The sequence below is a fragment of the Pseudomonas sp. NFACC13-1 genome, from assembly GCF_900104425.1.
GTDB classification, from domain to species: Bacteria; Pseudomonadota; Gammaproteobacteria; order Pseudomonadales; family Pseudomonadaceae; genus Aquipseudomonas; species Aquipseudomonas fluorescens_AA.
Genome location: NZ_FMXV01000014.1, coordinates 153,616 through 179,387, shown reverse-complemented (window position 1 = coordinate 179,387; position 25,772 = coordinate 153,616). Strand labels below are relative to the sequence as shown.

The 25,772-nt window shown below is 63.1% G+C and carries 25 protein-coding genes; 14 read left to right on the top strand and 11 right to left on the bottom strand.

Features of this window, described 5'->3' with window-relative positions:
* Nucleotides 1-17 precede the first annotated feature (17 nt).
* A complete protein-coding gene (locus tag BLQ55_RS18470) occupies nucleotides 18-446 on the bottom strand; it encodes a hypothetical protein (RefSeq protein ID WP_092205118.1) in 429 nt (142 codons plus the stop codon).
* An 80-nt stretch (nucleotides 447-526) separates the two neighbouring features.
* Between BLQ55_RS18470 and BLQ55_RS18465 the strand changes: the two genes are divergently transcribed.
* From BLQ55_RS18465 to BLQ55_RS18455, 3 genes are all read left to right on the top strand, one after another.
* The gene (locus tag BLQ55_RS18465; protein ID WP_053118143.1) at nucleotides 527-877 is read left to right on the top strand and encodes a MerR family transcriptional regulator; all 351 of its coding nucleotides are present in this window, start codon (nucleotides 527-529) and stop codon (nucleotides 875-877) included.
* Nucleotides 878-902: 25 nt separating this feature from the next.
* Entirely contained in the window at nucleotides 903-1,589 is a 687-nt protein-coding gene (locus BLQ55_RS18460; RefSeq protein ID WP_092255727.1) for an SDR family oxidoreductase, read from the top strand.
* Between the two features lie 240 nt (nucleotides 1,590-1,829).
* Nucleotides 1,830-3,188: an 8-oxoguanine deaminase gene (locus BLQ55_RS18455; RefSeq protein ID WP_092205116.1), complete on the top strand. Its 1,359-nt coding sequence runs from the start codon at nucleotides 1,830-1,832 to the stop codon at nucleotides 3,186-3,188.
* 124 nt (nucleotides 3,189-3,312) lie between these two features.
* Here the strand turns inward: BLQ55_RS18455 and BLQ55_RS18450 are convergent, their stop codons facing one another.
* A complete protein-coding gene (locus BLQ55_RS18450; RefSeq protein WP_092205115.1) occupies nucleotides 3,313-4,404 on the bottom strand; it encodes a calcium:cation antiporter in 1,092 nt (363 codons plus the stop codon).
* 291 nt (nucleotides 4,405-4,695) lie between these two features.
* Between BLQ55_RS18450 and BLQ55_RS18445 the strand changes: the two genes are divergently transcribed.
* The 3 genes from BLQ55_RS18445 (at nucleotide 4,696) to BLQ55_RS18435 (ending at nucleotide 7,929) form a co-directional block, all read left to right on the top strand.
* The gene (locus tag BLQ55_RS18445; RefSeq protein WP_092205114.1) at nucleotides 4,696-5,778 is read left to right on the top strand and encodes a BMP family ABC transporter substrate-binding protein; all 1,083 of its coding nucleotides are present in this window, start codon (nucleotides 4,696-4,698) and stop codon (nucleotides 5,776-5,778) included.
* 147 nt (nucleotides 5,779-5,925) lie between these two features.
* A complete protein-coding gene (locus BLQ55_RS18440) occupies nucleotides 5,926-6,891 on the top strand; it encodes a 2-oxoglutarate and iron-dependent oxygenase domain-containing protein (RefSeq protein ID WP_092255724.1) in 966 nt (321 codons plus the stop codon).
* An 84-nt stretch (nucleotides 6,892-6,975) separates the two neighbouring features.
* Nucleotides 6,976-7,929, top strand: a complete 954-nt coding sequence (locus tag BLQ55_RS18435) for an adenosine deaminase (protein ID WP_060739317.1) — start codon at nucleotides 6,976-6,978, stop codon at nucleotides 7,927-7,929.
* Between the two features lie 187 nt (nucleotides 7,930-8,116).
* Here the strand turns inward: BLQ55_RS18435 and BLQ55_RS18430 are convergent, their stop codons facing one another.
* The 3 genes from BLQ55_RS18430 to BLQ55_RS18420 form a co-directional block, all read right to left on the bottom strand.
* Complete coding sequence (locus BLQ55_RS18430) at nucleotides 8,117-9,499, bottom strand: MFS transporter (RefSeq protein WP_092255746.1); 1,383 nt, start codon at nucleotides 9,497-9,499, stop codon at nucleotides 8,117-8,119.
* Between the two features lie 115 nt (nucleotides 9,500-9,614).
* Nucleotides 9,615-10,349, bottom strand: a complete 735-nt coding sequence (locus tag BLQ55_RS18425; RefSeq protein WP_092205112.1) for an ArsR/SmtB family transcription factor — start codon at nucleotides 10,347-10,349, stop codon at nucleotides 9,615-9,617.
* Nucleotides 10,350-10,490: 141 nt separating this feature from the next.
* Nucleotides 10,491-11,420, bottom strand: coding sequence for a LysR family transcriptional regulator (locus BLQ55_RS18420; protein WP_092205111.1), 930 nt, complete (start codon nucleotides 11,418-11,420; stop codon nucleotides 10,491-10,493).
* Nucleotides 11,421-11,534: 114 nt separating this feature from the next.
* Here BLQ55_RS18420 and BLQ55_RS18415 point away from each other — a divergent pair, with 114 nt between their 5' ends.
* Both BLQ55_RS18415 and BLQ55_RS32200 read left to right on the top strand, forming a co-directional pair.
* A complete protein-coding gene (locus BLQ55_RS18415) occupies nucleotides 11,535-12,548 on the top strand; it encodes a zinc-binding alcohol dehydrogenase family protein (protein ID WP_092205110.1) in 1,014 nt (337 codons plus the stop codon).
* A 262-nt stretch (nucleotides 12,549-12,810) separates the two neighbouring features.
* Nucleotides 12,811-12,981 (top strand): hypothetical protein, encoded by a 171-nt coding sequence (locus tag BLQ55_RS32200; RefSeq protein ID WP_170842341.1) that lies wholly within the window; start codon nucleotides 12,811-12,813, stop codon nucleotides 12,979-12,981.
* A gap of 1 nt (nucleotide 12,982) precedes the next feature.
* Here BLQ55_RS32200 and BLQ55_RS18410 read toward each other — a convergent pair whose 3' ends face one another.
* Nucleotides 12,983-14,185, bottom strand: a complete 1,203-nt coding sequence (locus BLQ55_RS18410; protein ID WP_092205109.1) for a multidrug effflux MFS transporter — start codon at nucleotides 14,183-14,185, stop codon at nucleotides 12,983-12,985.
* Nucleotides 14,186-14,280: 95 nt separating this feature from the next.
* On the bottom strand, nucleotides 14,281-14,478 hold the full coding sequence (locus BLQ55_RS18405) for a heavy-metal-associated domain-containing protein (RefSeq protein WP_092171253.1): 198 nt from the start codon (nucleotides 14,476-14,478) through the stop codon (nucleotides 14,281-14,283).
* 148 nt (nucleotides 14,479-14,626) lie between these two features.
* Between BLQ55_RS18405 and BLQ55_RS18400 the strand changes: the two genes are divergently transcribed.
* From BLQ55_RS18400 to cueR, 3 genes are all read left to right on the top strand, one after another.
* On the top strand, nucleotides 14,627-15,010 hold the full coding sequence (locus BLQ55_RS18400; RefSeq protein WP_092171257.1) for a hypothetical protein: 384 nt from the start codon (nucleotides 14,627-14,629) through the stop codon (nucleotides 15,008-15,010).
* 223 nt (nucleotides 15,011-15,233) lie between these two features.
* Entirely contained in the window at nucleotides 15,234-17,627 is a 2,394-nt protein-coding gene (locus BLQ55_RS18395; RefSeq protein WP_092255721.1) for a heavy metal translocating P-type ATPase, read from the top strand.
* Entirely contained in the window at nucleotides 17,624-18,025 is a 402-nt protein-coding gene (gene cueR, locus BLQ55_RS18390) for a Cu(I)-responsive transcriptional regulator (protein ID WP_092255718.1), read from the top strand. Before BLQ55_RS18395 ends, cueR begins: the two co-directional genes overlap by 4 nt.
* 219 nt (nucleotides 18,026-18,244) lie before the next feature.
* Here cueR and BLQ55_RS18385 read toward each other — a convergent pair whose 3' ends face one another.
* Together BLQ55_RS18385 and BLQ55_RS18380 are read right to left on the bottom strand one after the other, a co-directional pair.
* Nucleotides 18,245-19,138 (bottom strand): PA4780 family RIO1-like protein kinase, encoded by an 894-nt coding sequence (locus BLQ55_RS18385; protein WP_072410317.1) that lies wholly within the window; start codon nucleotides 19,136-19,138, stop codon nucleotides 18,245-18,247.
* Between the two features lie 221 nt (nucleotides 19,139-19,359).
* Nucleotides 19,360-20,151, bottom strand: a complete 792-nt coding sequence (locus BLQ55_RS18380) for an AraC family transcriptional regulator (RefSeq protein WP_092205106.1) — start codon at nucleotides 20,149-20,151, stop codon at nucleotides 19,360-19,362.
* Between the two features lie 80 nt (nucleotides 20,152-20,231).
* Here BLQ55_RS18380 and BLQ55_RS18375 point away from each other — a divergent pair, with 80 nt between their 5' ends.
* The gene (locus tag BLQ55_RS18375) at nucleotides 20,232-21,260 is read left to right on the top strand and encodes a bile acid:sodium symporter family protein (RefSeq protein WP_092255715.1); all 1,029 of its coding nucleotides are present in this window, start codon (nucleotides 20,232-20,234) and stop codon (nucleotides 21,258-21,260) included.
* Here the strand turns inward: BLQ55_RS18375 and BLQ55_RS18370 are convergent.
* Nucleotides 21,247-22,524, bottom strand: a complete 1,278-nt coding sequence (locus BLQ55_RS18370; protein ID WP_092255712.1) for an acetyl-CoA C-acetyltransferase — start codon at nucleotides 22,522-22,524, stop codon at nucleotides 21,247-21,249. The genes BLQ55_RS18375 and BLQ55_RS18370 overlap by 14 nt on opposite strands.
* Before the next feature lie 255 nt (nucleotides 22,525-22,779).
* Between BLQ55_RS18370 and BLQ55_RS18365 the strand changes: the two genes are divergently transcribed.
* Together BLQ55_RS18365 and BLQ55_RS18360 are read left to right on the top strand one after the other, a co-directional pair.
* The gene (locus tag BLQ55_RS18365) at nucleotides 22,780-24,132 is read left to right on the top strand and encodes a 3-oxoacyl-ACP reductase (protein WP_092255709.1); all 1,353 of its coding nucleotides are present in this window, start codon (nucleotides 22,780-22,782) and stop codon (nucleotides 24,130-24,132) included.
* Nucleotides 24,133-24,134: 2 nt separating this feature from the next.
* On the top strand, nucleotides 24,135-24,989 hold the full coding sequence (locus BLQ55_RS18360; RefSeq protein WP_092255707.1) for a MaoC family dehydratase: 855 nt from the start codon (nucleotides 24,135-24,137) through the stop codon (nucleotides 24,987-24,989).
* Between the two features lie 214 nt (nucleotides 24,990-25,203).
* Here BLQ55_RS18360 and BLQ55_RS18355 read toward each other — a convergent pair whose 3' ends face one another.
* Nucleotides 25,204-25,761 carry a DUF4136 domain-containing protein gene (locus BLQ55_RS18355; RefSeq protein WP_092205101.1) on the bottom strand — a complete coding sequence of 186 codons (558 nt, stop codon included), beginning with the start codon at nucleotides 25,759-25,761 and terminating at the stop codon, nucleotides 25,204-25,206.
* Nucleotides 25,762-25,772 lie beyond the last annotated feature (11 nt).

The following is a 25,772-nucleotide window of genomic DNA, read 5'->3' as shown; positions in this document are numbered from 1 at the left end:
CTGAGTTCAGGCTTGACTCAGGCCCCCTGTGGGAGCGAGCTCGCTCGCGATGAGGCCCGAACAGGCAACACCTGAACCACCCCCCACACCACCTCCAAAAACAGGAAAACCCACAACACCGCACTGGCCCCATGAAGCAGCGCATACAGCTGCCAGGCCGCAAACAGAAACCGCCCCACCGCGTCATACCGTCCGTACAGCGGTTGCGGATCACGAATCCGCAGCACTGCCCACACGCAGACAATCGAGCCCAGCAAATTCACCATCAGCAGATGCGCCGGCGCAAACGGCGGCAGTTCTCCAGGCAGGTCAAATAGCTGAGTCAGGCTCGTCAACACACCATGCAACGCCGCAAAGCTCCACGGCGTGGCCAGCACGGCCGACACGATAAGGTCGTACCAGGCGCTGCCGCGCACCACCTGGCGATATTGCATCGAAGTCCACATACACGTTGCTCCAGATAATTGGGGAGCGAAAAGGCTAAAGCCTGGGGTATGCTCCAAGGTCAAGCCCTCCGGAGTCGTCCATGCGTATCGGTGAATTAGCCCAAGCCTGCGCCGTCAGTCGAGACACCCTGCGCTTCTATGAACAGCGGGGCCTGATCGCGGCAACGCGCAGTGCCAATGGCTATCGCGACTACCCCGCCGATGTGGTCCAACTGGTGCTCTATATCAAGACCGCCCAGCGCCTGGGCTTTACCCTGGGCGAGATCGGCGCCAGCGTCGCCGCCCTGTGGAACGCCCCCGACCCCGACTGCGCGGTGACGCAATTGCTGCAAGACAAACTGAACCTGATCGAAACCCGCATGACCGAACTCGACGCGTTGCGTCACGAGCTGAAACAACGGCTCGGGCAACGTTGTCCATTAAACCCATGACCTTTTTCTTTCAAGGATGCCCCTCATGACTTCGGCAAGAAACGCATTGATCATCGGCGCCTCCCGGGGCCTGGGCCTCGGTCTGGTGAAGACGCTGCTCAGCGATGGCTGGAACGTGACCGCCACCGTGCGCAACCCGCAGAACGCAGAAGCTTTGAAGGCGCTGGGCCCGGTGCGCATCGAAAAACTCGACATGGACGATCAGCAAGCCGTCATCGCCCTGAGCCAGCAGCTCAAGGGCGAGACCTTCGACCTGCTGTTCGTCAATGCCGGTGTCAAAGGCCCGGACAACCAGAACCCAGGCGGCGCGACGCTGGCGGAAGTCGGCCAGTTGTTCTTCACCAACGCCGTGGCGCCGATCAACCTGGCCCAGCGCTTCGTCGGCCAGATCCGCGACGGCAGCGGCGTGCTGGCGTTCATGAGCTCGGTGCTGGGCAGCGTGACCATGCCCGACGCGCCGGAACTGGCGCTGTACAAGGCCAGCAAGGCGGCGCTCAATTCCATGACCAACAGCTTCGTCAGCCAACTGGGCGAGCAGGCATTGACCGTGCTGTCGCTGCACCCGGGCTGGGTCAAGACGGACATGGGCGGTGAAGGCGCGGACATCGATGTCGAGACCAGTACCCGCGGGCTGATCGACCAAGTCAATGCCTTCGCCGGCAAGGGTGGGCATCACTTCGTCAACTACAGGGGCGAAACGATTCCCTGGTAACCCCACCTTTCCTTTGTGGGAGCGAGCTTGCTCGCGATGGCGGCCTTACATCCAGCATTGATGTCGACTGATCTACCGCTATCGCGAGCTCGCTCCCAGAGGGTTCTCGGCCTGACACTGGATCTGCGCCCGGCAACCTGAGTAAACTCCATTCCTCGCCTTTACCGGCGACCCTGGATCAGCAGACAGGGCATCACTGAGCTGGCTAACCTGAACCCACTTTCAGAGGAGCCGGCCATCATGCCTGCGACCCGTACCTGGTTAAAAAATCCCCTCGCCATTTTCACCGCCAACGACCTCGATGCCCGTGGCGGCCTCGTCCTGCAGGACGGTGTGATCGTCGAACTGCTGAGCGCCGGCCAACAACCCGCCCAGCCCTGCGACTACGTCTTCGACGCGCGCGAGCATGTGATCCTGCCGGGGTTGATCAACACTCATCATCACTTTTACCAGACCCTGACTCGCGCCTGGGCGCCGGTGGTGAACCAGCCGTTGTTCCCGTGGCTGAAAACCCTCTATCCGGTATGGGCGCGGCTGACCCCGGAAAAACTCGCCCTGGCAAGCAAAGTGGCCTTGGCCGAGTTGCTGCTGTCGGGCTGCACCACGGCGGCCGACCACCATTACCTGTTTCCCCAGGGCCTGGAACAGGCCATCGACGTGCAAGTGAAAAGTGTCCGTGAACTGGGCATGCGCGCGATGCTGACCCGCGGTTCCATGAGCCTGGGCGAGGCCGACGGAGGCTTGCCGCCGCAGCAGACCGTGCAGCAAGGCGAGGTGATTCTCGCCGACAGCCAGCGCTTGATCGCCGAGTACCACGAGCGCGGCGACGGCGCCCGGATCCAGATTGCCCTGGCGCCCTGCTCGCCGTTTTCGGTCACGCCCGAGATCATGCAGGCCAGCGCCGGGCTGGCGGAGCAACTCGACGTACGCCTGCACACGCACCTGGCCGAGACCCTCGATGAAGAGGACTTTTGCCTGCAACGCTTCGGCCTGCGCACCGTGGATTACCTGGACAGCGTCGGCTGGCTCGGCCCGCGCACCTGGCTGGCCCACGGCATTCATTTCAACCCGGATGAAATCGCTCGTCTCGGCGCCGCCGGCACCGGCATTTGCCATTGCCCCAGCTCCAACATGCGCCTGGCCTCGGGCATCTGCCCGACCCTGGAGCTCACCGCCGCCGGCGCCCCCGTGGGCCTGGGGGTAGACGGTTCGGCGTCCAACGATGCCTCGAACATGATCCTTGAAACCCGCCAGGCGCTGTACATCCAGCGCCTGCGCTATGGCGCTCAAGCGATCACGCCGGAACGCGTACTGGGCTGGGCGACCCGGGGCTCGGCGCAACTGCTGGGGCGCAGCGATATCGGCGAACTGGCCGTGGGCAAGCAGGCCGACCTGGCGCTGTTCAAGCTCGATGAGCTGCGTTTCTCCGGCAGCCACGACCCGATCTCGGCCCTGCTGCTGTGCGGTGCGGACCGGGCGGATCGGGTGATGATCGGTGGGCAATGGCGAGTGATCGACGGGCAGGTCGAGGGACTGGACTTGAAGGGGCTGATTGCCGATCACAGTCAGGCGGCGCGGGAGTTGATCGCCGGCGCCTGACCCACCCCAAATCCCCTGTGGGAGCGAGCTTGCTCGCGATAGCGCCAGATCAGTCAACACTGATGTTGAATGGCTGGCCGCCATCGCGAGCAAGCTCGCTCCCACAATGGGTGCTGTATCGGGCCTAGAGGCCCAGCAAGGACAACATGATGAAAGTCGCGAACAACACAAAGTGGGTCATGCCTTCGATGGCATTGGTTTCACCATCATTGAGGTTGATCGCGCTGACGATCAGGGTGATGAAGATCATCACCGTCTGCACCGGAGTCATCGCCATCTGGAAGGGCTGGCCGGTGTAGAGGGCCATGGCCTCCATCACCGGTACGGTGAGGATCACGGTGGACAGCGACGCGCCCAACGCGATGTTCACCACCGACTGCATGCGGTTCGCCAGGGCGGCGCGCAGGGCGGTGAGGATTTCCGGTGCGGCGGAGATCGCGGCCACCAGGATCGCCGTGACCACCGGCGGCGCGCCCGAGCCTTCCAGACCCAGGTCGAGGGCCTTGGACATGACTTCGGCCAGGGCGCCGATCACCACCACGCCAAACACCAGGGCACCGATGGAAAACGTCAGGCTGATGGGTTCCGGCTCGTTTTCCACCGGTTCTTTCTTGCGGCGTTTTTCCGGGTAGCTGTAGCTGAAGAAGTAACTGTGGGGCCCGACCTGCATGCGCAGGAACAGGGTGTACAGCACGATCATCGCGCCGATGGTGAAGGCCGAATACATTTTCCAGTTCTGCTGGGGAATGAACTCCGGCACCACCATCGACACCCCCATGGCGGTGAGGATCATTACGCTGTAGGTGCGCGCCGAATCGTCGTTGTAGGCCTGCTCGCCATGCTTGATCCCGCCCATCAGCGCCGCCAGCCCGAGGATGCCGTTGATGTCCAGCATCACCGCCGAGTAGATCGTGTCTCGCACCAGTGTCGACGACGCTTCGTTGCTCATCATGATCGCCAGGATCACCACCTCCACCAGCACCGCCGACAGGGTCAGGATCATCGTGCCGTAGGGGTCACCGACTTTTTCCGCCAGCAGCTCGGCGTGATGGGCCACGCGCATGGAGGCGGCGACGATGAAACCGATCAGCACCAGGCCGCCGACCAACGCGACCAGCTGCCCGTTGCCCAATAGCCAATGTTCCAGTGGGTAGGCGATGAACGCGGCGATCAGCGCCAGCAACAGCAGTTTTTCTTGCTTGAGCAAAGTGAGCATCGCGGGCCTGTCAGCGTGGGCGGGTCATGAGCTACAGACTGTAGGGGGCGGCGAACGTTTCGTTCGAGTGTGACGCACCAGGGAGTGGCGAGTGGCTGGCAGGTGCACCTTTATCGATCTGGAGGGCCTCATCGCGAGCAAGCTCGCTCCCACAGGTCATGCATGCCTTTGTGGGAGCGAGCTTGCTCGCGACGGCTGCCCCGAAAAGATCGCAGATTTTGTTGTCCTGTTGGTCAGCATTTTGCATTGGTGCTGCACAGCCAACCTCACAACAAAATGGAGTTCGAGTTCATGCACAAACGCCCCTTGAAGAAGTTGCTTTGCGCCGTCGTCGCAGCCGTCGGCCTGGGCGCCGGCCTGAATGCCAGTGCCGCCGACCCGCTGAAGGTCGGCTTCGTCTACATCGGCCCGATCGGCGACCACGGCTGGACCTATCAGCATGAACAAGGGCGCAAGGAACTGGCGGCGAAATTCGGCGACAGGATCACCACCAACTACGTGGAAAACGTGCCGGAGGGGGCCGACGCCGAGCGGGTGATCCGCAACATGGCCAAGGACAAATACGACCTGATCTTCACCACCTCCTTCGGCTACATGAACCCGACGCTGAAAGTCGCCAAGCAGTTCCCCAAGGTGATCTTCGAACACGCCACCGGCTACAAGCAGGACAAGAACCTGGGCACGTACCTGGCTCGTACCTACGAAGGCCGCTACGTCGGCGGTTTCCTTGCGGCCAAGATGACCAAGACCAAGAAGATCGGCTACGTCGCCTCCTTCCCGATCCCGGAAGTCATCCGCGACATCAACGCCATCCAACTGGCCCTGAACAAATACAACCCCGGTACCGAGATCAAGGTGGTGTGGGTCAACTCCTGGTTCGACCCGGGCAAGGAAGCCGACGCCGCCAACGCGCTGATCGACCAGGGCGTGGACGTGGTGTTCCAGCACACCGACAGCCCGGCGCCGATCCAGGCCGCTGAGCGACGCGGCGTCTATGCGGTGGGCTACGCTTCGGACATGGCCCACTTCGGGCCCAAGGCGGTGCTGACCTCCATCGTCAACGACTGGGGCCCGCATTACATCCAGGCGACCCAGAGCGTGCTCGACCATGACTGGAAATCCCAGGACTACTGGGGCGGCCTGAAGGAAGGCACGGTGAAACTGCCGATCAGCGACCTGGTGCCGGCAGCGGTCAAGGGCGAAGCCGAGCAGATCATCGCCGACATCGAGAGCGGCGCCTTCCACCCGTTCACCGGCCCGATCAAGGACCAGGCCGGCGTCGAGAAAATCCCCGCGGGCGCGAGCGCCAGCAACGCGGAACTGGCATCGATGAATTACTACGTCGAAGGCATGAAGGCCGAGATTCCCAAATAGTCCACAAACCCAACCCAATACCTATTGTGGGAGCGAGCTTGCTCGCGATGGCGGTGTATCAGTCGACATCGATGTCGAATGCCGGACCGCGATCGCGAGCAAGCTCGCTCCCACAATGGGGCTCCTATTTCAAGTCAGGAAAGCCGCATGAACAGCCTGCCCATCATCGACATCAGCCCGCTCTACGGCGATGAGCCCGACGCCTGGCAAGCCGTCACCGGGCAAATCGACCGCGCCTGCCGCCAGTGGGGCTTTTTCTACATCAAGGGCCACCCCATCAGCCCGGCGCGCATCGCCGAGGTGCTGGACAATGCGCAACGCTTCTTCGCCCTGCCCGTCGAAGAAAAGCTCAAGATCGACATCACCCAGACCCGTCACCATCGCGGCTACGGCGCCGTCGCCACGGAACAACTGGACCCGACCAAGCCCAGCGACCTGAAGGAAACCTTCGACATGGGCCTGCATTTGCCGGCCGATCACCCCGAGGTGATGGCGGAAAAACCCCTGCGCGGCCCCAACCGGCACCCCGACCTGAGCGGTTGGGAAACCCTGATGGAGCAGCATTACCGTGACATGCAGGCGCTTGCGCAAACCCTGCTGCGGGCCATGACCCTGGCCCTGGGCATCGACCGGGACTTTTTCGATACGCGCTTCAACGAGCCGGTGAGCGTGCTGCGCCTGATCCATTACCCACCCCGCGATGCCGCCAGCTGCGCCGAACAGCAAGGGGCTGGCGCTCATACCGATTACGGTTGCATCACCCTGCTCTACCAGGACGCCGCCGGCGGCCTGCAAGTGCGCAACGTCAACGGCCAGTGGATCGACGCGCCGCCTATCGACGGAACCTTCGTGGTCAACCTCGGCGACATGATGGCGCGCTGGAGCAACGACCGTTACCTGTCCACGCCGCATCGGGTGATCAGCCCGCTGGGAGTGGACCGTTATTCGATGCCCTTCTTTGCCGAGCCGCACCCCGACACGCTGATCCAATGCCTGCCCGGTTGCCAGGACGACGCCCACCCGCCAAAGTACCCGACCACCACTTGCGCCGAATTCCTGCTCTCGCGCTTCGCCGACACCTATGCTTACCGACGGGAGCCCCACGCCGTGTAGTGGATCAGCCGGTCAGGTTTTACCCGACAGGGCGGCCAGCCCCCTGTAGAATGCCCGCCATCGCTTCGCTGATGAGAAAAGACCATGTACGACTGGCTGAACGCCCTGCCCAAGGCTGAACTGCACCTGCACCTGGAAGGCTCCCTGGAACCCGAGCTGCTGTTCGCCCTGGCCGAACGCAACAAGATCGCTCTGCCATGGAACGACGTCGACACCCTGCGCAAGGCCTATGCCTTCAATAACCTCCAGGAGTTCCTCGACCTGTATTACCAGGGTGCCGATGTGCTGCGCACCTCCCAGGATTTCTACGACCTGACCTGGGCCTACCTGTTGCGCTGCAAGGCGCAGAACGTGATCCACACCGAACCGTTCTTCGACCCGCAAACCCACACAGACCGTGGCATCCCGTTCGAAGTGGTGCTCAACGGCATCGCCGCCGCCCTCAAGGACGGTGAGCAGCAACTGGGCATCACCAGCGGCCTGATCCTGAGTTTCCTGCGCCACTTGAGTGAAGAACAAGCCGAGAAAACCCTCGACCAGGCGCTGCCGTTCCGCGAGGCCTTCGTGGCCGTGGGCCTGGACAGTTCGGAAATGGGCCATCCACCGAGCAAGTTCCAGCGGGTCTTCGACCGCGCGCGCAACGAAGGCTTCCTGACCGTCGCCCACGCCGGCGAAGAGGGCCCGCCCGAGTACATCTGGGAAGCCCTGGACCTGCTGAAGATCCAGCGCATCGACCATGGTGTGCGGGCCATCGAAGATGAGCGACTGATGCAGCGGATCATCGACGAGCAGATTCCATTGACCGTGTGCCCACTGTCCAACACCAAGCTGTGCGTGTTCGACGACATGTCCCAGCACAACATCCTCGACATGCTCGAACGCGGTGTGAAGGTGACGGTGAACTCCGATGACCCGGCCTACTTCGGCGGCTACGTCACCGAAAACTTCCATGCCCTGCACACCCACCTGGGCATGACCCAGGACCAGGCCAAGCGCCTGGCGCAGAACAGCCTGGATGCGCGGCTGGTAAAACCTTAGTCCAGACAATCAACCCTGTGGGAGCGAGCTCGCTCCCACAGGTTTTTTGATCGCCTACAGATCCACGGTTGGACACGGATCCAATTGTGGGAGCGAGCTTGCTCGCGATGGCGATATATCAGTCGACATCGATGTTGCATGCCAGACCGCTATCGCGAGCAAGCTCGCTCCCACAGGGGGGTGGCGTTTAATCGGCCACCGTACCCTCACTCAACTCTTCCAGCGTCTTGCCCCGGGTTTCCATCCCGAACACCCAGACCACCCCCGCCGCCACGGCGAAGCACAACGCCCCCAGGGCGAATACACCGCCCTGGCCGGTGATGGGAAACACCAAGCCGGTCACCAGGGGGCCGAGCAGCGAACCGATACGACCCACCGCCGAAGCGAAGCCCGAACCCGTGGCCCGCGCCGAGGTGGGGTACAGCTCCGGCGTGTAGGTGTAGAGTACCGCCCACATGCCGAACAGGAAAAACTGCATCAGCAACCCGGTGCCGATCAACAGGCCGACGTTGCCACCAAACACCGCGCTCTGACCATACAGAAACGCCATCACCCCGCCGCCCAGCAAGGTGATGATGCACACCGGCTTGCGCCCCCAACGCTCCACCAGCCAGGCCGCCATCAGGAAGCCGGGAATCCCGCCCAGGGAAATCAGCACGGTGTAATACACCGACTGGGTCACCGCGAACCCCGACTGCTGCAACAACGCGCTGAGCCAGGACGTCAGGCCATAAAAACCGAGCAAGGCAAAGAACCAGACGCTCCAGATCATCATCGTGCGCTGGCGATACAGCGGCGACCAGATCTTCGCCAGGGCCGAAAAGAAATTGCCCGGTGTGCTCTCGCCCCTCGGCAGGCGAATCGGTTCCGGCAGGTCGCGCCGTCCCAGCGAGGCCCGGACCTTGTCTTCGATTCGCTTGAGCACGGCATCCGCTTCATCGCCCCGTCCGGCCTGCTCCAGCCAGCGCGGCGACTCGGGAATGAAGAAGCGAATCGCCAGGACAAACACCGCTGGTACCGCCAGCACCAGGAAAATGTCGCGCCAGCCGATCACTGGCAGCAGAAAATACGACAGCACCCCCGCCGCCACGAAACCCAGCGGCCAGAAGCCGTCCATCAAGGCGATGTAGCGCCCTCGACGCTTGGCCGGGATCAACTCCGAGAGCATCGACTGGGCAATCGGAAACTCCATGCCCATGCCGATCCCCAGCAGAATACGAAACAGCGTCAAGGTCTCGACGTCCTGGGCGGTGGAGCACAGGTAACTGGCGATGCCCCACAGCACGATGCTCCACTGGAACACCGGCTTGCGCCCGAAACGGTCGGCCAGCATGCCTGACAGCGATGCACCCAGCACCATGCCGAAGAAGCTGGAGCTGGCGAGCAGACCGGCCTGGGCGGTGCTCAGGCCGAACTCGGCTTTGATCGAGCCCAGCAGGAACGTCATCATCGCCAGGTCCATGGAGTCGAAGAAAAACGCCAGGGCGATGATGATGAAAATCACCCGGTGATACCCGCTGATGGGTAACCGCTCCAGGCGTTCCGCCGCGCTGTAACCGTGAGTGTCCATGTTGCTGCCCCCCAATCCGAAAAAATTCCCCGGATCGAGTGTGCGCGAACCTTGCTGGCGGCTATTGCTGAATACGACCTGTCGACAGCCCTCAGCGACGCGCCAGGCGAGTTCCCTAGAACGCCATCTCTACGGCATCCTGCCGGGCGAACCGGTGGATTTCCTGCTGGCCCAGCGTCGTCACCTGCAAGGCCCGCGAATCGTTGGGCAAGGTCAGCCAACCCGACTGCATGAACAGTTGCAGCAACGCCGCCCCCAGCGCGCCTCCCAGATGCGGACGACGCTCGCTCCAGTCCGGGCAAGGGCAGGCGACACGGGCGTTGCGATGGGCCAGGGCCTGGATGAACAGGCCACGCTCGGCCAGTTGACTGGCGCCCTTGTGCGTGACGATCACCCGTTGCTCGAATTGCTCGATCCACCCCGCGTCGAGCAGGCGCTGGTAGAGATCGGCCGCCAGGGTTCCCCCCAAGTGATCGTCGCACAGCCTGGCCCGCATCAACGAAGCGGGGGCCGACGGGGCCTTGGTCGGCATGACCCGGCGCTTGAAGACATCCGGAATCTGCCGGGGCGTACTGACCAGGGTCGCGCTGGCCAGCGCTTCGACGGCCGCGCCGATTTCAGGCGCGGCCAGGCGGAAAAACCGCTTGCGTCCCCGGGCTTCGACTTTCAACAGGCCGCCGGCGGACAAGCGTCCCAGGTGCGCGTTGGCCGAGGACGGCGACAAACCGGCGAGCAACGCCAACTCTTCGGCCTGGCGGGCCGTGCCGTCCATCAAGGCCCACATCATTGCGCTGCGCTTGGGGTCAGCCAGCAGCGTGGCGATCTGGCTGATGCAAGGTGCATGTTCCATGTATTCACTCCCTGTTGAATCATTCGTCTACTGCTCTGGCGCAGGCGGTCGTTAGTATAAGCGCGACGATCGAGCTTTCCTGTCCTCCGGAAACCTTTGGAGGCGATTGTTCATGAGGGAAAAGTCTCTATTTGCGCGCGACTAATGGCCTGCCCCCGTCGGGAGTGGAAATCGAGCCGTCAACTCACCGCAGCGAGCCTGGAGCATGTCCCGCAGAAGTTTGATCGGTTTGCTCAATTGCGCCCGGTGGGCACACAGCAGATTGAGGGGCGCGCGTTCGCATCGCAGGTGCGGCAAGAGGATTTTCAAACGCCCGGCCAGCACGTCAGTGGACACATCCAGCCACGATTTATAAGCGATCCCGGCCCCCGCCACCGCCCAGCGGCGCACCACGTCGGCGTCGTCACTGAAACGGTCGCCACTGACGGTGAGGCTCACCTCCCGCTTGCCGTCATGAAAAGCCCAGCGGTCATGGACCCGGCTGCCCAGCATGTACAGCAGGCAGTTGTGTTGGGCCAGTTGTTCCAGTTGATGAGGTTCGCCCCGGCGAGCCAGATAATCCGGCGACGCACACAGCACCCGACGGTTGTCCGGGGCGACAGGCAAGGCCACCAGGCTCGAATCTTCCGGCTCGCCATAACGCAGGGCGATGTCCACCGGCTGCTTGAACAGGTCGGCCATGCGATCGCCCAGCAGCAGTCGCACCGTCAACCCGGAGTGCTCGCGCTGGAACGCATCCAACCAGGGCAGCAGCAGGTTGCGTCCCAGGTCCGACGGCGCGGACAACTGCAACACCCCGCTGACCTGGTCCTGGCCGCTGGTCAACAACCGCCGGCCTTCGTCAAGGCTGCTCAATGCGGCCCGGGCATATTCGAGAAAACCCTCGCCTTCGGCCGTCAGGCGCAAGCTGCGGGTAGAGCGGGCCAGCAGCCGGGCTCCAAGGTGCTGCTCGATCCGTTTCAACGCGGCACTGGCCACCGCCGCCGACAGGTCCATGACCCTGGCCGCGGCCGAAAGACTGCCCAGGTCCGCTGCCCGGACAAACAATTGCAAGTCATCGAAGCGAAGCATCACGCGCCCATTATCAAAAAAGTATTGAAAGAGCCTGTTGTTTTAGCTGGTTTTATCTCGACTATAAATAGCTAAACATGACCTTCATCGAAACTCACCTCACGGAGCCGCTTCATGAAAGCCATTGCCTACTACCACTCGCTACCCATCACCGACCCACAATCGCTCCAGGACATCGAGCTGCCGGAACCGGTCGCCGGCCCCCGGGACCTGCTGGTGGAGGTCAAGGCCATTTCGGTCAACCCGGTGGACACCAAGGTCCGCCAGAACGTCCAGCCCGAAGATGGCGTCGCCAAGGTGCTGGGCTGGGACGTGGCCGGCGTGGTCAAGGCGGTGGGCAGCGAGGTCACGCTGTTCAAGGCCGGGGACAAGGTGTTCTACGCCGGTTCCATCGCCCGGGCCGGTGGCAACAGCGAATTGCACGTAGTGGATGAACGCATTGTCGGCCACATGCCCAAGACCCTCGGTTTCGCCGACGCGGCGGCGCTACCACTGACAGCCATCACCGCCTGGGAATTGTTGTTCGAGCGCCTGAATATCAAGGAAGGCCAGGACAACCAGGGCCAGAGCCTGTTGATCGTCGGCGCCGCCGGCGGCGTGGGGTCGATCCTGACGCAACTGGCCAGCCAACTCACCGGGCTGAAGGTGATTGGCACCGCATCCCGTGCGCAAACCCAGGAATGGGTGCGCAACCTGGGTGCCGACCTGGTGATCGACCACAGCCGTCCCTTGAGCGAGGCATTGAAGGAAGCAGGCCAGCCCCAGGTGACTCACGTCGCCAGCCTGACCCAGACCGACCAGCACCTGGACCAACTGGTCGAAGCCCTCGCCCCCCAGGGCAAACTGGCGCTGATCGACGATCCCAAGGCGCTGGACGTGACCAAGCTCAAGCGCAAGAGCCTGTCGTTGCATTGGGAATTCATGTACACCCGCTCGCTGTTCGAAACGGCTGACATGCTTGAACAACACAAACTGCTCAACCGCGTGGCCGCGCTGATCGACGCCGGTACGCTGAAGACCACGGTGGGCGAGCATTTCGGCACCATCAACGCCGAGAACCTGCGCCGGGCCCACGCCTTGCTGGAAAGCGGCCAGTCCAAGGGCAAGATCGTGCTTGAAGGTTTCTGACCGGACATCAACCCCGCTGAGCTCTGTAGGAGCTGTCGAGCGGAGCGAGGCTGCGATCTTTCCCCTGACACTTGTGTCTCAAGCGAAAGATCAAAAGATCGCAGGCTTCGCCAGCTCCTACAGAACCAGCGGGAACAAACTCCCTCGCCATTATCCGGCGACTAACCGTCAGTCCGAGAATTGACCGTTGTCACAACTCCGATCGTATTCGGGTCTACACTCGAGGCCTTTGCAACGTAATCTTTTCGTGAGGAGGTCAGCAATGAAGATCCTGATAAAAGAAGTGGCAAAAAACCAATGGCAAGTGCGTCTTGACCGGCACGTCGTCACCTTCCGTACCGAGGCCGAAGCCCAGGCTTTCGCCACCACCTTGCAAGCGCGGATCCTCGCGCCCCATCACTTCCCCGAACAGCAGCAGCGCGCGGCCGGCTGAGTCAGCCCTCGCGACTGGCCTGGGCCAATGCCCGGGCATTTTGCAGGCGACGAGTCAGCATCGCCGCGCTCACCACCAACAGCCCGCAAAGGCTGATGACCAGCGCCATTGGCACGGCGGTGCCGTTATGCAGCGCCGCCACCAACGCGGCTGCCCCGGCGGCGACGGAAAACTGCAGGCATCCCAACATCGCCGAAGCACTGCCGGCCCGGGCGCCCTGCCCGTTCATGGCGCAGGCCGAGGCATTGGGCAGGATGCAACCCAGGCTGGCGATGCAGATAAACAGTGGAACCAGCAGCGGCCACAACTGCGCAGGTTGCAATGAACTGACGGCCAGCAGGCTCAGCCCCGCGCCCAGGTAGACCCATACCGCGCGGCTCAGCAGGAACGCCGGGCCGCGCTTGGACAGCAGCCGGGCATTGACCTGGGCGACCAGGATGAAGCCCGCCGCATTGGTGCCGAACAGCCAACCGAAATGTTCGGCCGGTACACCGTAGAGCTTGATGAAGACGAAAGGCGAACCGGCGATGTAGGCAAACATCCCGGCGATAGCGATGCCCCCCGTCAGCGCGTGGCCGAGGTAGACGGCATCGGTCAATAACCGACCATATTGGCGCAACGCCCCCGACAACGGTTGCCGAGGGACATGATCCGGCAGGCTTTCCGGCAGCCACAAGGCCACTGCCGTCGACGCCACTGCGCTGAACACGGTCAGGGCAATGAAAATTGACTGCCAGCCATGCAGGTTCACCAACAACCCGCCGAGCATCGGCGCGAGAATCGGCGCCAGGCCCATCACCAGCATCAACTGCGAAAACACCTTGGCCGAACCCACCGCGTCGCATTTGTCGCTGACTACCGCCCGGGAAATCACCATCCCGGCGCATCCGCCCAGGGCCTGGACGAAGCGGGCACCGATCAGCCATTCGAGGTTCGGCGCATAGGCGCAGGCCAGGGACGCCAGGGTGAACAAGCCGACGCCCGTCAGCAGCGGAATGCGCCGCCCGAAGCGATCCGCCACCGGCCCATAGGCCAGTTGCCCGATGGACAAGCCGAGGAAGTAGGCCGCCAGGGTCAACTGGATATGTTTTTCGTCAGTACCGAAGGCGGTGGCCATCGCCGGAAAGGCGGGCAGGTAGAAGTCGATCGCCAAGGGACCGAAAGCGCTCAAGGCGCCAAGAATCAGAATGGTGCGAAGGTTCATCGGGCGTCCAGCTCAGGCGTCGTTCGACAGCCCGACAGTCTAGCCGTGCCGGGCGCTCTTGAACATTCCGATAGGTCGCTAACGATTAAAAAACTTCAGGCAGGGCTGACTTCATAGCCTTCTTCCTTGATGGCCGCGAGCACGGCATCGGTCGCCAACGAGCTCTGGACCCGGACGGTCTTGGCACCCAGGTCGACTTGCACGTCCGCCGCCGGATCCTTGGCCTGGACAGCCTGGGTGATGGCCTTGACGCAGTGACCACAGGACATGCCCTGGACATTGAATGTTTGCATGGGATGACTCCTTTGGATTGAGGTTGCCGCCAGTCTCAAGCTTGCCATCATGGCAAGGTCAAGTTCTGACAAAAACTGCCGGGCTGGCAATCGGCATCGCCGTCAGCCAAGCTGCACACATCAAGGATTTCACACCGGAGGTTCAGCCATGCGCTGGTCAGCGTTCAGTCTGTTTTGCATGCTCGGTTTTTCAGCGGTGGCGCCCCAGGCATCGGCCGTCGGTGAAGACTATGGCGTGTTGATCATTTCCCGCGAGCGCCTGGAAGTGGCGACCAGTTGCGAAATCGGCATCTACATCCAGGATCAACTCTCGGCCAGGCTGTTCCAGGAACAGAGCACCTCGTTCAACCTGCCGCCGGGCCAGTTTTCCTTGCGCCTGAAATTGCTGCCGGGACAGGCGCCGGGTTGCAACCCGGGCATGCTCGCGCCAGGGTCGCAGAACATCACCCTCAAGGCCGGGGACATCTTGAAGTTCCGCATCGCCATGAACGAACAAGGTATGTACCTCAAGCAGGCAGGGCTCGGTTACTGACACGCCACTTGCCCCGGTGGGCAAGCTTTAAGGGAGCAAAGCTTGCTCGCGATCCAGGCGCCGCGATCACTCAAGAGACTGCAGTGCTTTCATCGCGGGCAAGCCTTGCTCCCACAGAGCCAGATCCCATATTAGGGAGCGGAAGCCCTTTTTGGATTGGCGCTTGACCTTGCCAGCATGGCAAGGTTGATCCTGTAGTCATTCACTACAGGGAGCGTGACCGATGTCCGGATCCACCACATTCGATCTACCCATTGCCGGCATGACCTGCGCCAGCTGCGCCGGGCGGGTCGAGCGGGCCTTGAGCAAAGTCGCCGGTACCAGCGCCGTCAGCGTCAACCTGGCGACGGAACTGGCGCGTGTCCAGGCCCCCGAAGGCAGCCTGCCGGCCTTGAAGCAGGCCGTCGAACAGGCAGGCTATAGCGTTGCGGTTCACACCCTGGAACTGAACATCGAAGGCATGACCTGCGCCTCCTGTGTCGGCCGGGTCGAACGGGCCCTGGGCAAGGTCGACGGCGTGAACAGCGTCAGTGTCAACCTGGCCAACGAGCGGGCCCACCTCGAACTGCTCGGCCAGGTGGATGCGCAAACCCTGATCGATGCGGTCAAGCGGGCCGGCTATGACGCCACGGTCTGGCAGGCCGAGCAGGTCGCCGACACGCAGAACAACCGGCTGAACCGTGAACGCCTGGCCCTGGTGCTGGCGATTGTGCTGTCAGTGCCGTTGGTGCTGCCCATGTTGCTGCAGCCGTTCGGCGTGCATTGGATGCTCCCGGCCTGGGTGCAGTTCGCCCTGGCGACGCCGGTGCAGTTCATCTTCGGTGCGCGTTTCTACGTCGCCGCCTTCAAGGCCGTGCGGGCCGGTGCCGGGAACATGGACCTGCTGGTGGCCCTGGGCACCAGCGCTGGCTACGGCTTGAGCCTGTATGAATGGGCGATGGCCCGTCCCGGCAGCATGCCGCACCTGTATTTCGAGGCTTCGGCCGTCGTGATCGCCCTGGTGTTGCTCGGTAAATACCTGGAAAGCCGCGCCAAGCGCCAGACCGCCAGCGCCATCCGCGCCCTCGAAGCCTTGCGCCCGGAACGGGCGATCCAGGTGATCGATGGCCAGGAGCGGGACGTTGCCATCAGCGCCCTGCGCTTGAACGACCTGGTGCTGGTCAAGCCCGGCGAACGCTTCCCGGTGGACGGCGAAGTGCTGGAAGGCCAGAGCCACGCCGACGAAGCGCTGATCAGCGGCGAAAGCCTGCCGGTGCCCAAGCAGCCCGGTGACAAGGTCACCGGCGGCGCCATCAATGGCGAAGGCCGGTTGCTGGTCCGCACGCAAGCCCTGGGCACCGAAACCGTCCTGGCGCGCATCATCCGCCTGGTGGAAGACGCCCAGGCCGCCAAGGCGCCGATCCAGAAACTGGTGGATAAAGTCAGCCAGGTCTTCGTACCGGTGGTGCTGGTGCTGGCCCTGGCGACGTTGATCGGCTGGTGGCTGTACGGTGCGCCACTGGAAACCGCGCTGATCAACGCCGTCGCCGTGCTGGTGATCGCCTGCCCCTGCGCCCTGGGCCTGGCGACGCCCACGGCGATCATGGCCGGCACCGGCGTGGCGGCGCGCCACGGGATTCTGATCAAGGATGCCGAGGCCCTGGAACGCGCCCATGAAGTCACGACCGTGGTGTTCGACAAGACCGGCACCCTGACCTCCGGCGCGCCGCGCATCGCCCACTTGACCGCCCTGGACGGCGATGAAGATGCGTTGCTGAAAATGGCCGGCGCGCTGCAACGCGGCAGCGAACACCCGCTCGCCAAAGCCGTGCTGGGCGCCTGCGCCGAGCGCGGCCTGGATGTGCCGGATGTCAGCGACAGCCAGTCCCTGGCCGGGCGCGGCATCGCCGGCAACCTCGCCGGGCAACGCCTGGCCCTGGGCAATCGCCGCCTGCTGGACGAACAGGGCCTGGACCCCGGCGCGCTGGCCGAATCCGCACAGGCCTGGGAAGCCGAGGGCCGTACGTTGTCCTGGCTGCTCGAACAAGACGCGACGCCGCGGGTGCTGGGCCTGTTCGCCTTCGGTGACACCCTCAAGCCCGGCGCTCTCGCCGCCGTACAGGCCTTGAATGAACAGCACATCGCCAGCCATCTGCTCACCGGCGACAACCAAGGCAGCGCCCGGGTGGTGGCCCAGGCGCTGGAGATTTCCAATGTCCATGCCGAGGTACTGCCAGCGGATAAATCCGCCATCGTCCAACAATTGAAGCGCCACTCGGTGGTGGCGATGGTCGGCGACGGCATCAACGACGCCCCGGCCCTGGCCGCCGCCGACATCGGCATTGCCATGGGCGGTGGCACCGACGTGGCGATGCATGCCGCGGGCATCACCCTCATGCGTGGCGATCCGCGACTGGTACCGGCGGCGCTGGACATCAGCCGCAAGACCTACGCCAAGATCCGCCAGAACCTGTTCTGGGCGTTCGTCTATAACTTGATCGGCATCCCCCTGGCCGCGTTCGGCTTGCTCAACCCGGTGCTGGCCGGCGCGGCCATGGCCCTGTCGAGCGTCAGCGTGGTGAGCAATGCGTTACTGTTGAAATTCTGGACACCCAAGCAGTTGGAGGACAAGCGATGAACATCGGCCAAGCGGCCCGCCAGAGCGGCCTGAGCGCGAAGATGATCCGCTACTACGAGTCCATCGGCCTGCTCAAGGCCGCCCATCGCACCGACAGCGGCTACCGGATCTACGGCGCCGATGACCTGCACACCCTGGCGTTCATCAAGCGCTCCCGCGACTTGGGGTTTTCCCTGGAAGAGGTCGGCAAATTGCTCGCTCTCTGGCAAGACCGCCAACGCGCCAGCGCCGACGTCAAGGCCCTGGCCCGGCAACACATCGATGAGCTGAACCAGAAAATCCGTGAACTGGCCGAACTGCGCGACACCTTGCAAGACCTGGTCGAGCACTGCCACGGCGACGACCGTCCGGATTGCCCGATCCTCAAGGAACTGGCGTCGGGGTGCTGCAAGAGTTGATGCCCACACAGACCGGCGGTGGACAGCAATACTGTGAACAGCCGAAGCAAAACGGTGGGAGCGAGCTTGCTCGCGATGACGGCGGCACATTCAACATCAATGCAAGCGGACCTACCGCTATCGCGAGCAAGCTCGCTCCCACTGGAGGTCTGCGGTGGATAGGAGATTTTACAGCGCCCACAAAAAACCCGGCCATTGGCCGGGTTTCTGTTCAACCGATCATTGCATCCACGGCGGGGGTGGTTCTTCGGTCTTGCCGGGTGGGGCATCGTCGGCGGCGCGGACGGCCTGACGGCGTTCTTCATCCAGGCGGGCGGCCTCGATTTCACGCATGATCCCGCCGACATCCGCCAGTTCTTCCGGCTCGTCGAACTCGCCGGTCAACACGCTGGCCGGGTGCAGGGTGCCAGCTTCGTACAGCGCCCACATTTCCTTCGCGTACTTGGTGCGCTTGAGCTCCGGGGCAAACCGGCCGAAATAGGACGCCATGTTGCCCACGTCCCGCTCCAGCATGCTGAAGGCATGGTTGTTACCCGCGGCATCCACGGCTTGCGGCAGGTCGATGATCACCGGCCCCGTCGGCGTCAGCAACACGTTGAACTCCGACAGGTCACCGTGCACCAGACCGGTACACAGCATCAACACGATCTGGGAAATCAGAAAGGCGTGATATTCACGGGCCTGGTCCGGCTCCAGCACCACATCGTTCAGGCGCGGTGCCGCATCGCCGTACTCGTCAGCCACCAGCTCCATCAGCAGCACGCCTTCGAGGAAGTCGTACGGCTTGGGCACGCGCACACCCGCGCTTGCCAGGCGGAACAGTGCCGCCACTTCGGCATTCTGCCAGGCGTCCTCGGTTTCCTTGCGCCCGAACTTCGAGCCCTTGGCCATGGCACGGGCCTGACGGCTGTTGCGCACCTTGCGGCCTTCCTGATACTCGGCCGCCTGACGAAAACTTCGCTTGTTCGCCTCCTTGTAGACCTTCGCGCAACGTAGCTCGTTGCCGCAGCGCACCACATAAACAGCTGCTTCTTTACCACTCATGAGTGGGCGCAGCACCTCGTCGACCAGACCGTCCTCGATCAGGGGTTCAATGCGTTTTGGAGTCTTCATCAGCTTTTATTGTGGGTCCTTTATTACCAAACACGCGAATGACAGTCGTTATACGGCAATCCTTCCTCCACGGGGAGGGGTTGCCGACCTATGAACCTGTGATGCACACAATGTGCCGGATCAATCGACGGCGTCGAATCATAGCCGAGACCGGCGCTGGCGTTGGCAACTCGATACCCAGGTATTTGCGACAAGAGCTGACAGGCATGTGTACCGACAACTCAATGCTTGAACAACTCCCCCGGCGTATACCCGAACATCCCCTTGAACGCGGCAATGAATGCGGACGTTGAATCGTACCCACACGACAACGCGGCGCTGGTGACGCTGTCCCCTTTCTCCAACGAGCCCAGGGACGACAACAGGCGCATGCGCTGGCGCCAGGCACGAAAGCTCAGGCCGGTCTCACGCTGGAACAGACGCATCAGGGTTTTTTCCGATGTGCCCAGACGTTCAGACCAGGCTTGCAAGGTGACGTTCTGTTCAGGTTGTTCGATCAATTCGTTACACAGCGCCAGCAAGCGGGCATGTCGCGGCAGCGGCAGGGAAAATCCCACTTCCGGCAACGTCGCCAACTGGTCCAGCAACACCTGCACCAGCCGTTCTTCCTGGGTATCGCCTTGGGGATAATCGACCGGCAGCTGGCAGAACACCTTGATCAACTCACGGGCCAGTGGCGTGACTTCCAGCACCCGACAGCGCTCATCGGCCCAGGGGCAGGCGTGACGATGGACATACAGGCTGCGCATTTCCGCCCGGGTGGAGGTCACCACCTGATGTTCCAGGTCGGCGGGGATCCAGATGCCCCGTTGTGGCGGGGCGAAGAAACTGCCGGCGGCGGTGTGTACGCCGAGAACGCCGCTGATGGCGTAGGAAAATTGCACCCAGTCATGACGATGGGCTTGCGTCCAGGAACCGGCGCTCAAACTTTCGACACGGGCGTACAGCGGCCTCGGCAATTGCGCCAGGTCGGGGATACGTCGCTCCAGCTGCTGGTGTCCGTTAGGCGGCATTGATTGGCCTTATGTCGCAAGACGACTGAATAGGGGCGACGGTAGGCTAAGTCGACTTTTCTTACAACATGCGGTGCCCTATGCATATCTTCAGACACCTCAAACGCATGGTGACCGACTGGTTCCTGTGCGGCATGGTGCTCGCCACGCTGCTGGCGTACTTCTTTCCCACCTTTGGTGCCACGGGCGGTGCCATGCATGCCGAATGGGTGGTCAACATCGGCATCTTCGTGGTGTTCTTCCTGCACGGGGTCAACCTGTCCGGCGAGCAGATCCGCCACGGCCTGAAGAACATCCGGCTGCACGTGATGGTGCAGGCTTTCACCTTTGGCGTATTTCCGTTGCTCTGGCTGCTCAGCAACTGGCTGCTGGGCAGCCATGTGCCGGCGCTGCTGATGCTGGGGTTCTTCTACCTGTGCGCCCTGCCCTCGACGATTTCTTCCTCGGTGGCCCTGACTGGCAGCGCAAAAGGTAACGTGCCGGCGGCGATTCTCAACGCGAGCCTGTCCAGCGTACTGGGCATTTTCCTGACACCGTTGCTGGTCAGTTTCGTGGTCGGCAGCGGTGCCGGTGGCATCGACCTGGGTTCGACCTTGCTCGACCTGTGCATGATGTTGCTGCTGCCGCTGGTGCTGGGCCAGTTCCTGCGGCGTTGGCTGGCCGGCTTTTTCGGTCGCTACAAACGCTACACCAGCGTCATCGACAAGCTGGTGATCCTGCTGCTGGTCTACGCGGCCTTCTGCAACTCGATGGTGTCCGGCATCTGGCGCCAGCAAGGCAACGGCGTGTTGCTCAGCGCAGTGGTGGGCAGTGCCGTGCTGCTGGCAATCATCCTGTGGGCGACCACCCGCACCGCCCGCGCCCTGAAATTCAACAGCGCCGACGAAGTCGCCGCGGTGTTCTGCGCCAGCAAGAAATCCCTCGCCGCCGGGGTGCCGATGGCGGCGTTGATTTTCGGCAACCATCCCGGCCTGGGGCTGATTCTGCTGCCGATCATGATCTACCACCCGCTGCAGTTGATCGTCTGCTCGATCCTGGCCGAGCACTACGCCAGCCGGCACAAGGCACTGGCGTCCCGCCAGGAGGGCACTCTCGTCAACGCTCGATGATCGCCGTCACACCCTGACCGGCGGCGGCGCAGATGGAAATCAACCCGCGACCTCGCCCGGCGGCATCCAGCAACTTGGCGAGGTTGGCGACAATGCGCCCGCCCGTGGCGGCAAACGGATGCCCGGCGGCCAGGGAACTGCCTTTCACGTTCAACCGACCGCGGTCGATGGACCCCAGCGGCGCGTCGAGGCCCAGACGGGTCTTGCAATAGTCCGGGTCTTCCCAGGCCTTCAGCGTGCACAACACTTGGGCGGCGAACGCTTCGTGGATCTCGAAGTAATCGAAGTCCTGCAAGGTCAGGCTGTTGCGCGCCAGCAATCGCGGCACGGCGTAGACCGGGGCCATCAGCAACCCTTCAGCGCCATTGACGAAATCCACCGCCGCCGTTTCACCGTCGCGCAGGTACGCCAGTATCGGCAGGCCCCGGGCCTTGGCCCACTCTTCGCTGCCCAGCAGCACCAACGAGGCACCGTCGGTCAGTGGTGTGGAGTTGCCCGCCGTCAGCGTGCCCCTGGCACTTTTTTCGAAGGCCGGCTTGAGGGAGGCGAGTTTCTCCAGGGTCAAGTCCGGGCGCAGGTTGTTGTCCCGGGTCAGGCCGAGAAACGGTGTCATCAAGTCGTTCTGCCAACCTTCGGCGTAGGACGCGGCCATTTTCTGATGGCTTTCCAGGGCCAACTGGTCTTGGGCCTCCCGGGGGATCTGCCAGGTCTGGGCCATCAATTCACAGTGCTCGCCCATGCTCAGGCCGGTACGCGGCTCGTTGATGCGCGGCAAGTCCGGCACCAGGTGCTGGGGGCGCAATTGCAGGAATATTTTGATTTTCTCGGCGGTGGTCCTGGCGCGATTGGCTTGCAGCAAGATCTTGCGCAACCCTTCATTGACCCCGATGGGCGCATCCGACGTGGTGTCGACGCCGCCGGCAATGGCGCTGTCGATCTGGCCCAGGGCGATCTTGTTGGCCACCAGCAGCACCGTTTCCAACCCGGTGCCACAGGCCTGTTGTACGTCATAGGCCGGCGTGGTGGGCGACAGCCGCGAACCGAGCACGCATTCGCGGGTCAGGTTCGTATCCCGGGAGTGCTTGAGCACCGCACCGGCAGCCACTTCGCCGATGTGCAAGCCATGCAGGTTGTAGCGTTCGATCAACCCCTCGAGGGCCGCCGTCAACATCGCCTGGTTGCTGGCGGTGGCATAGGGCCCGTTGGAGCGGGCGAAAGGAATGCGGTTACCACCGATGATCGCGACGCGGCGTAGTTGTGTCATGAAGAACTCCCCTGTAAGTCTGATGCACTGAGAAAACTCAACCGCCCCCTGTGGGAGCAAAGCTTGCTCGCGTTGAACGATGACGCGGCCTACTGAAAAACGCGGTGTCTGTATCGCGAGCAAGCTTTGCTCCCACAGGGGTTCGGTGCCCTGGACAAAGCGCTCCCGCTCAAGCTTAGGCTTTATCTCGCCGATCGAACGACTGATTGCCAATCATGGTCCACACTTGGAACCTCATCAGTCGGAGTGTGTTCCATGTCTGACCGTTATATCGACTTCGCCAATTCGCCCATTGGCCGGCGCATGGTCGGGTCCCTCGGCCTGCCATCGCCGGTACGCCTGGAGCGCTGGCAGGCCGGGCGGCTGCGGCCTATCGAAGGCGCACTGCTGCTGGGCGGCGGGCCGTTGACCGAACAGATCGGCACGTTCGCCAAGCGCCTGACCGACACCATTTTCATCTACGGCGGCGAACCGACCGTGGCCACCGAGTGGATCCCCGGCCACGGCCCGAAAATCAAGGCCGTGGTGTACGACGCCAGCCATTTGGTGCAGGTCGACCAGCTCAAGCAGTTGCGGGAATTTTTCCAGCCGCTGATGAAGAACCTCGACCACAGCGCCCATGTCGTCATCCTGGGACGCGCGCCGCAAAGCCTTGGCGATCCGTTCGCCGCCAGTGCCCAGCGGGCGTTGGAAGGTTTCAGCCGTTCCCTGGCCAAAGAGCTGCGCCACGGCGGGACGCTGCAACTGCTGTATGTCGGCGACGGTGCCGAAGCCCAGCTGGAAGGTGCGCTGCGGTTTTTCCTGTCGCCCAAGAGTGCCTTCATTTCCGGGCAGGTCATTCGCCTCGACGCCTGTGGCACCCAGGTCCATGACTGGACCCGACCGCTTACGGGGCTCAAGGCGCTGGTCACTGGCGCGGCCCGCGGGATCGGCGCCTCCATCGCCGAAACCCTGGCCCGCGATGGCGCCGACGTGATCCTGTTGGACGTTCCCCAGGCCAAGACAGACCTCGATGCCTTGGCGGCGCGCTTGAGCGGGCGCAGCGTCACGCTGGATATCTGCGCCGAAGATGCCGCCGCCCAGTTGATCGAGCACCTGCCCGACGGGGTCGACATCGTGGTGCACAACGCCGGCATCACCCGGGACAAGACCCTCGCCAACATGACCCCGGAATTCTGGGACGCCGTGTTGGCCGTCAACCTCAACGCTCCGCAAGTGCTGACCAAGGCCCTGCTCGACAGCGGCACCCTGCGCGACAATGGCCGGGTCGTCCTGCTGGCCTCCATCAGCGGCATTGCCGGCAACCGTGGGCAGACCAACTATGCGGCGAGCAAGGCCGGGCTGATCGGCCTGGCCCAGGCCTGGGCGCCGCTGCTGCAATCTCGGGGCATCAGCATCAACGCCGTGGCGCCGGGCTTCATTGAAACCCGCATGACCGCCGAGATCCCCTTCGCCTTGCGCGAGGCCGGGCGGCGCATGAGTTCCCTCGGCCAGGGCGGCCTGCCTCAAGATGTCGCCGAAGCCGTGGCCTGGCTCGCGCAGCCGGGCACGGGCGCCGTGACCGGGCAGGCCCTGCGGGTATGCGGGCAAAGCCTTTTGGGAGCATGACCATGACGATCCAATGGCATGAGGTCAGCAGCCCGCCATCCATGTCCGGGCTCTATTCAAAAGCGGCGACGCGGCGCAAGGTCACCGGAACGACCTTGCCCGAGGAAGGCTTGCGCCAGGTGCTTCAAGTCGACCCGCAACGGCTGGCGGCCTATCGCAAAGTGTGCGGTTTCGTCGATAACGGACTGCTGCCGCCGACTTATCCCCACGTTCTGGCGTTTGCCCTGCAGATGCAATTGCTCACGGGGCGGGACTTTCCCTTTCCGCTGCTGGGGCTGATCCACTTGAACAACCGCATTCGCGTATTGCGGCCCATGGGCGGGGTCGGCCAGGTGCGGGCCAGCGTCCATGTCGAGAACCTGCAAGCCCATCCCAAGGGCGCGGTGTTCAATCTCGTGACCCACATCGATGACCAGTTGGGCCCTTTATGGGAGGCTGAGAGCCAGATGCTGTGCAAGGGGGTCCAGCTTGACAGCGCGCTGGTGGAAGACCGGCCGGATATCAGCCTGCCCTTGATGGAGGTGGCGCACTGGACCGCGCCGGCCGACATTGGCCGGCAGTACGCCAAGGTGTCCGGCGACTACAACCCGATTCACCTGAGCGGTATCAGCGCCAGGCTGTTCGGCTTCCCCACCGCCATCGCCCATGGCTTGTGGAACAAGGCCAGGACCCTCGCGGCGCTGGATGACCACCTGCCCGAGGCCAACATCGAGATCGAGGTGACCTTCAAGAAACCGGTGCGCCTGCCTAGCGAAGTGACCCTGCTGTCCAGCGCGGCGGGCTCCAGTGGGCAACTGCAGCTGGTGGGGATCGGGGCGCTGGAACATATGGCGGGAGAGTGGCGGCCGGTGACTTGAGCAGGGTCCATCCCCTGTGGGAGCGAGCTTGCCCGCGATGGCGCTGGGTCAGCTTGCATCGAGGTCGAATGTACCGCCGTCTTCGCGAGCAAGCTCGCTCCCACAGTTTGCTTCGGGGTGTTCATAGATTCGATGTCCACCGCCAACCCCTGTGGGAGCGAGCTTGCTCGCGATGGCGGTGGCTCAGCCTCCATTCATCTTGAATTCGCCGTGTTCAGCGCGGCGGGTAGTTGGACAGAATCCGCCCGACCGTCTCGCGCACGGCGGTGTTGCGGTCGGCCGGGTTGGGGGAGTTGCTGAGCAGTTGTTCATCACTGCCACGCCACACCAGCTTGCCGTCCTTGCCGTCGAGCAGGTCGATCTGCACGGTGGCGACTTTGTAGCTGATGTTGCGGGTTTCGTTGTACATCGGCCCACCCCAGTAGCCATTCCACGGGCCACCCCAACCGCCGCCGTAGTTAGTGGTGACCTGCTGCTGGCGGTCCTCGACGATCAAATAGGCCTGGACCAGCACATCGCTGCGCCCGCCCGCCGCAGCCGGGCGCAAGCCGCGCTGGTCGAGTTGATCGGCCACCGCCTGGCGGATCCGCTGTTCGGTCAGGTCGCTCTTGATGCGTGGGTCATCGGGGCGATACTGCAGCGCCGGGTCTTTCCAGCTCCAACTGCGATACGCCGCAAAGTCACGGCTGGTATCGAAGTCATGGTTGACCTGGTTAGAAGCACAAGCCCCCAGCAACAGGGTGAAGGCCAATAGAGCAAGACGGCGAAACATGGTTTTTCTCC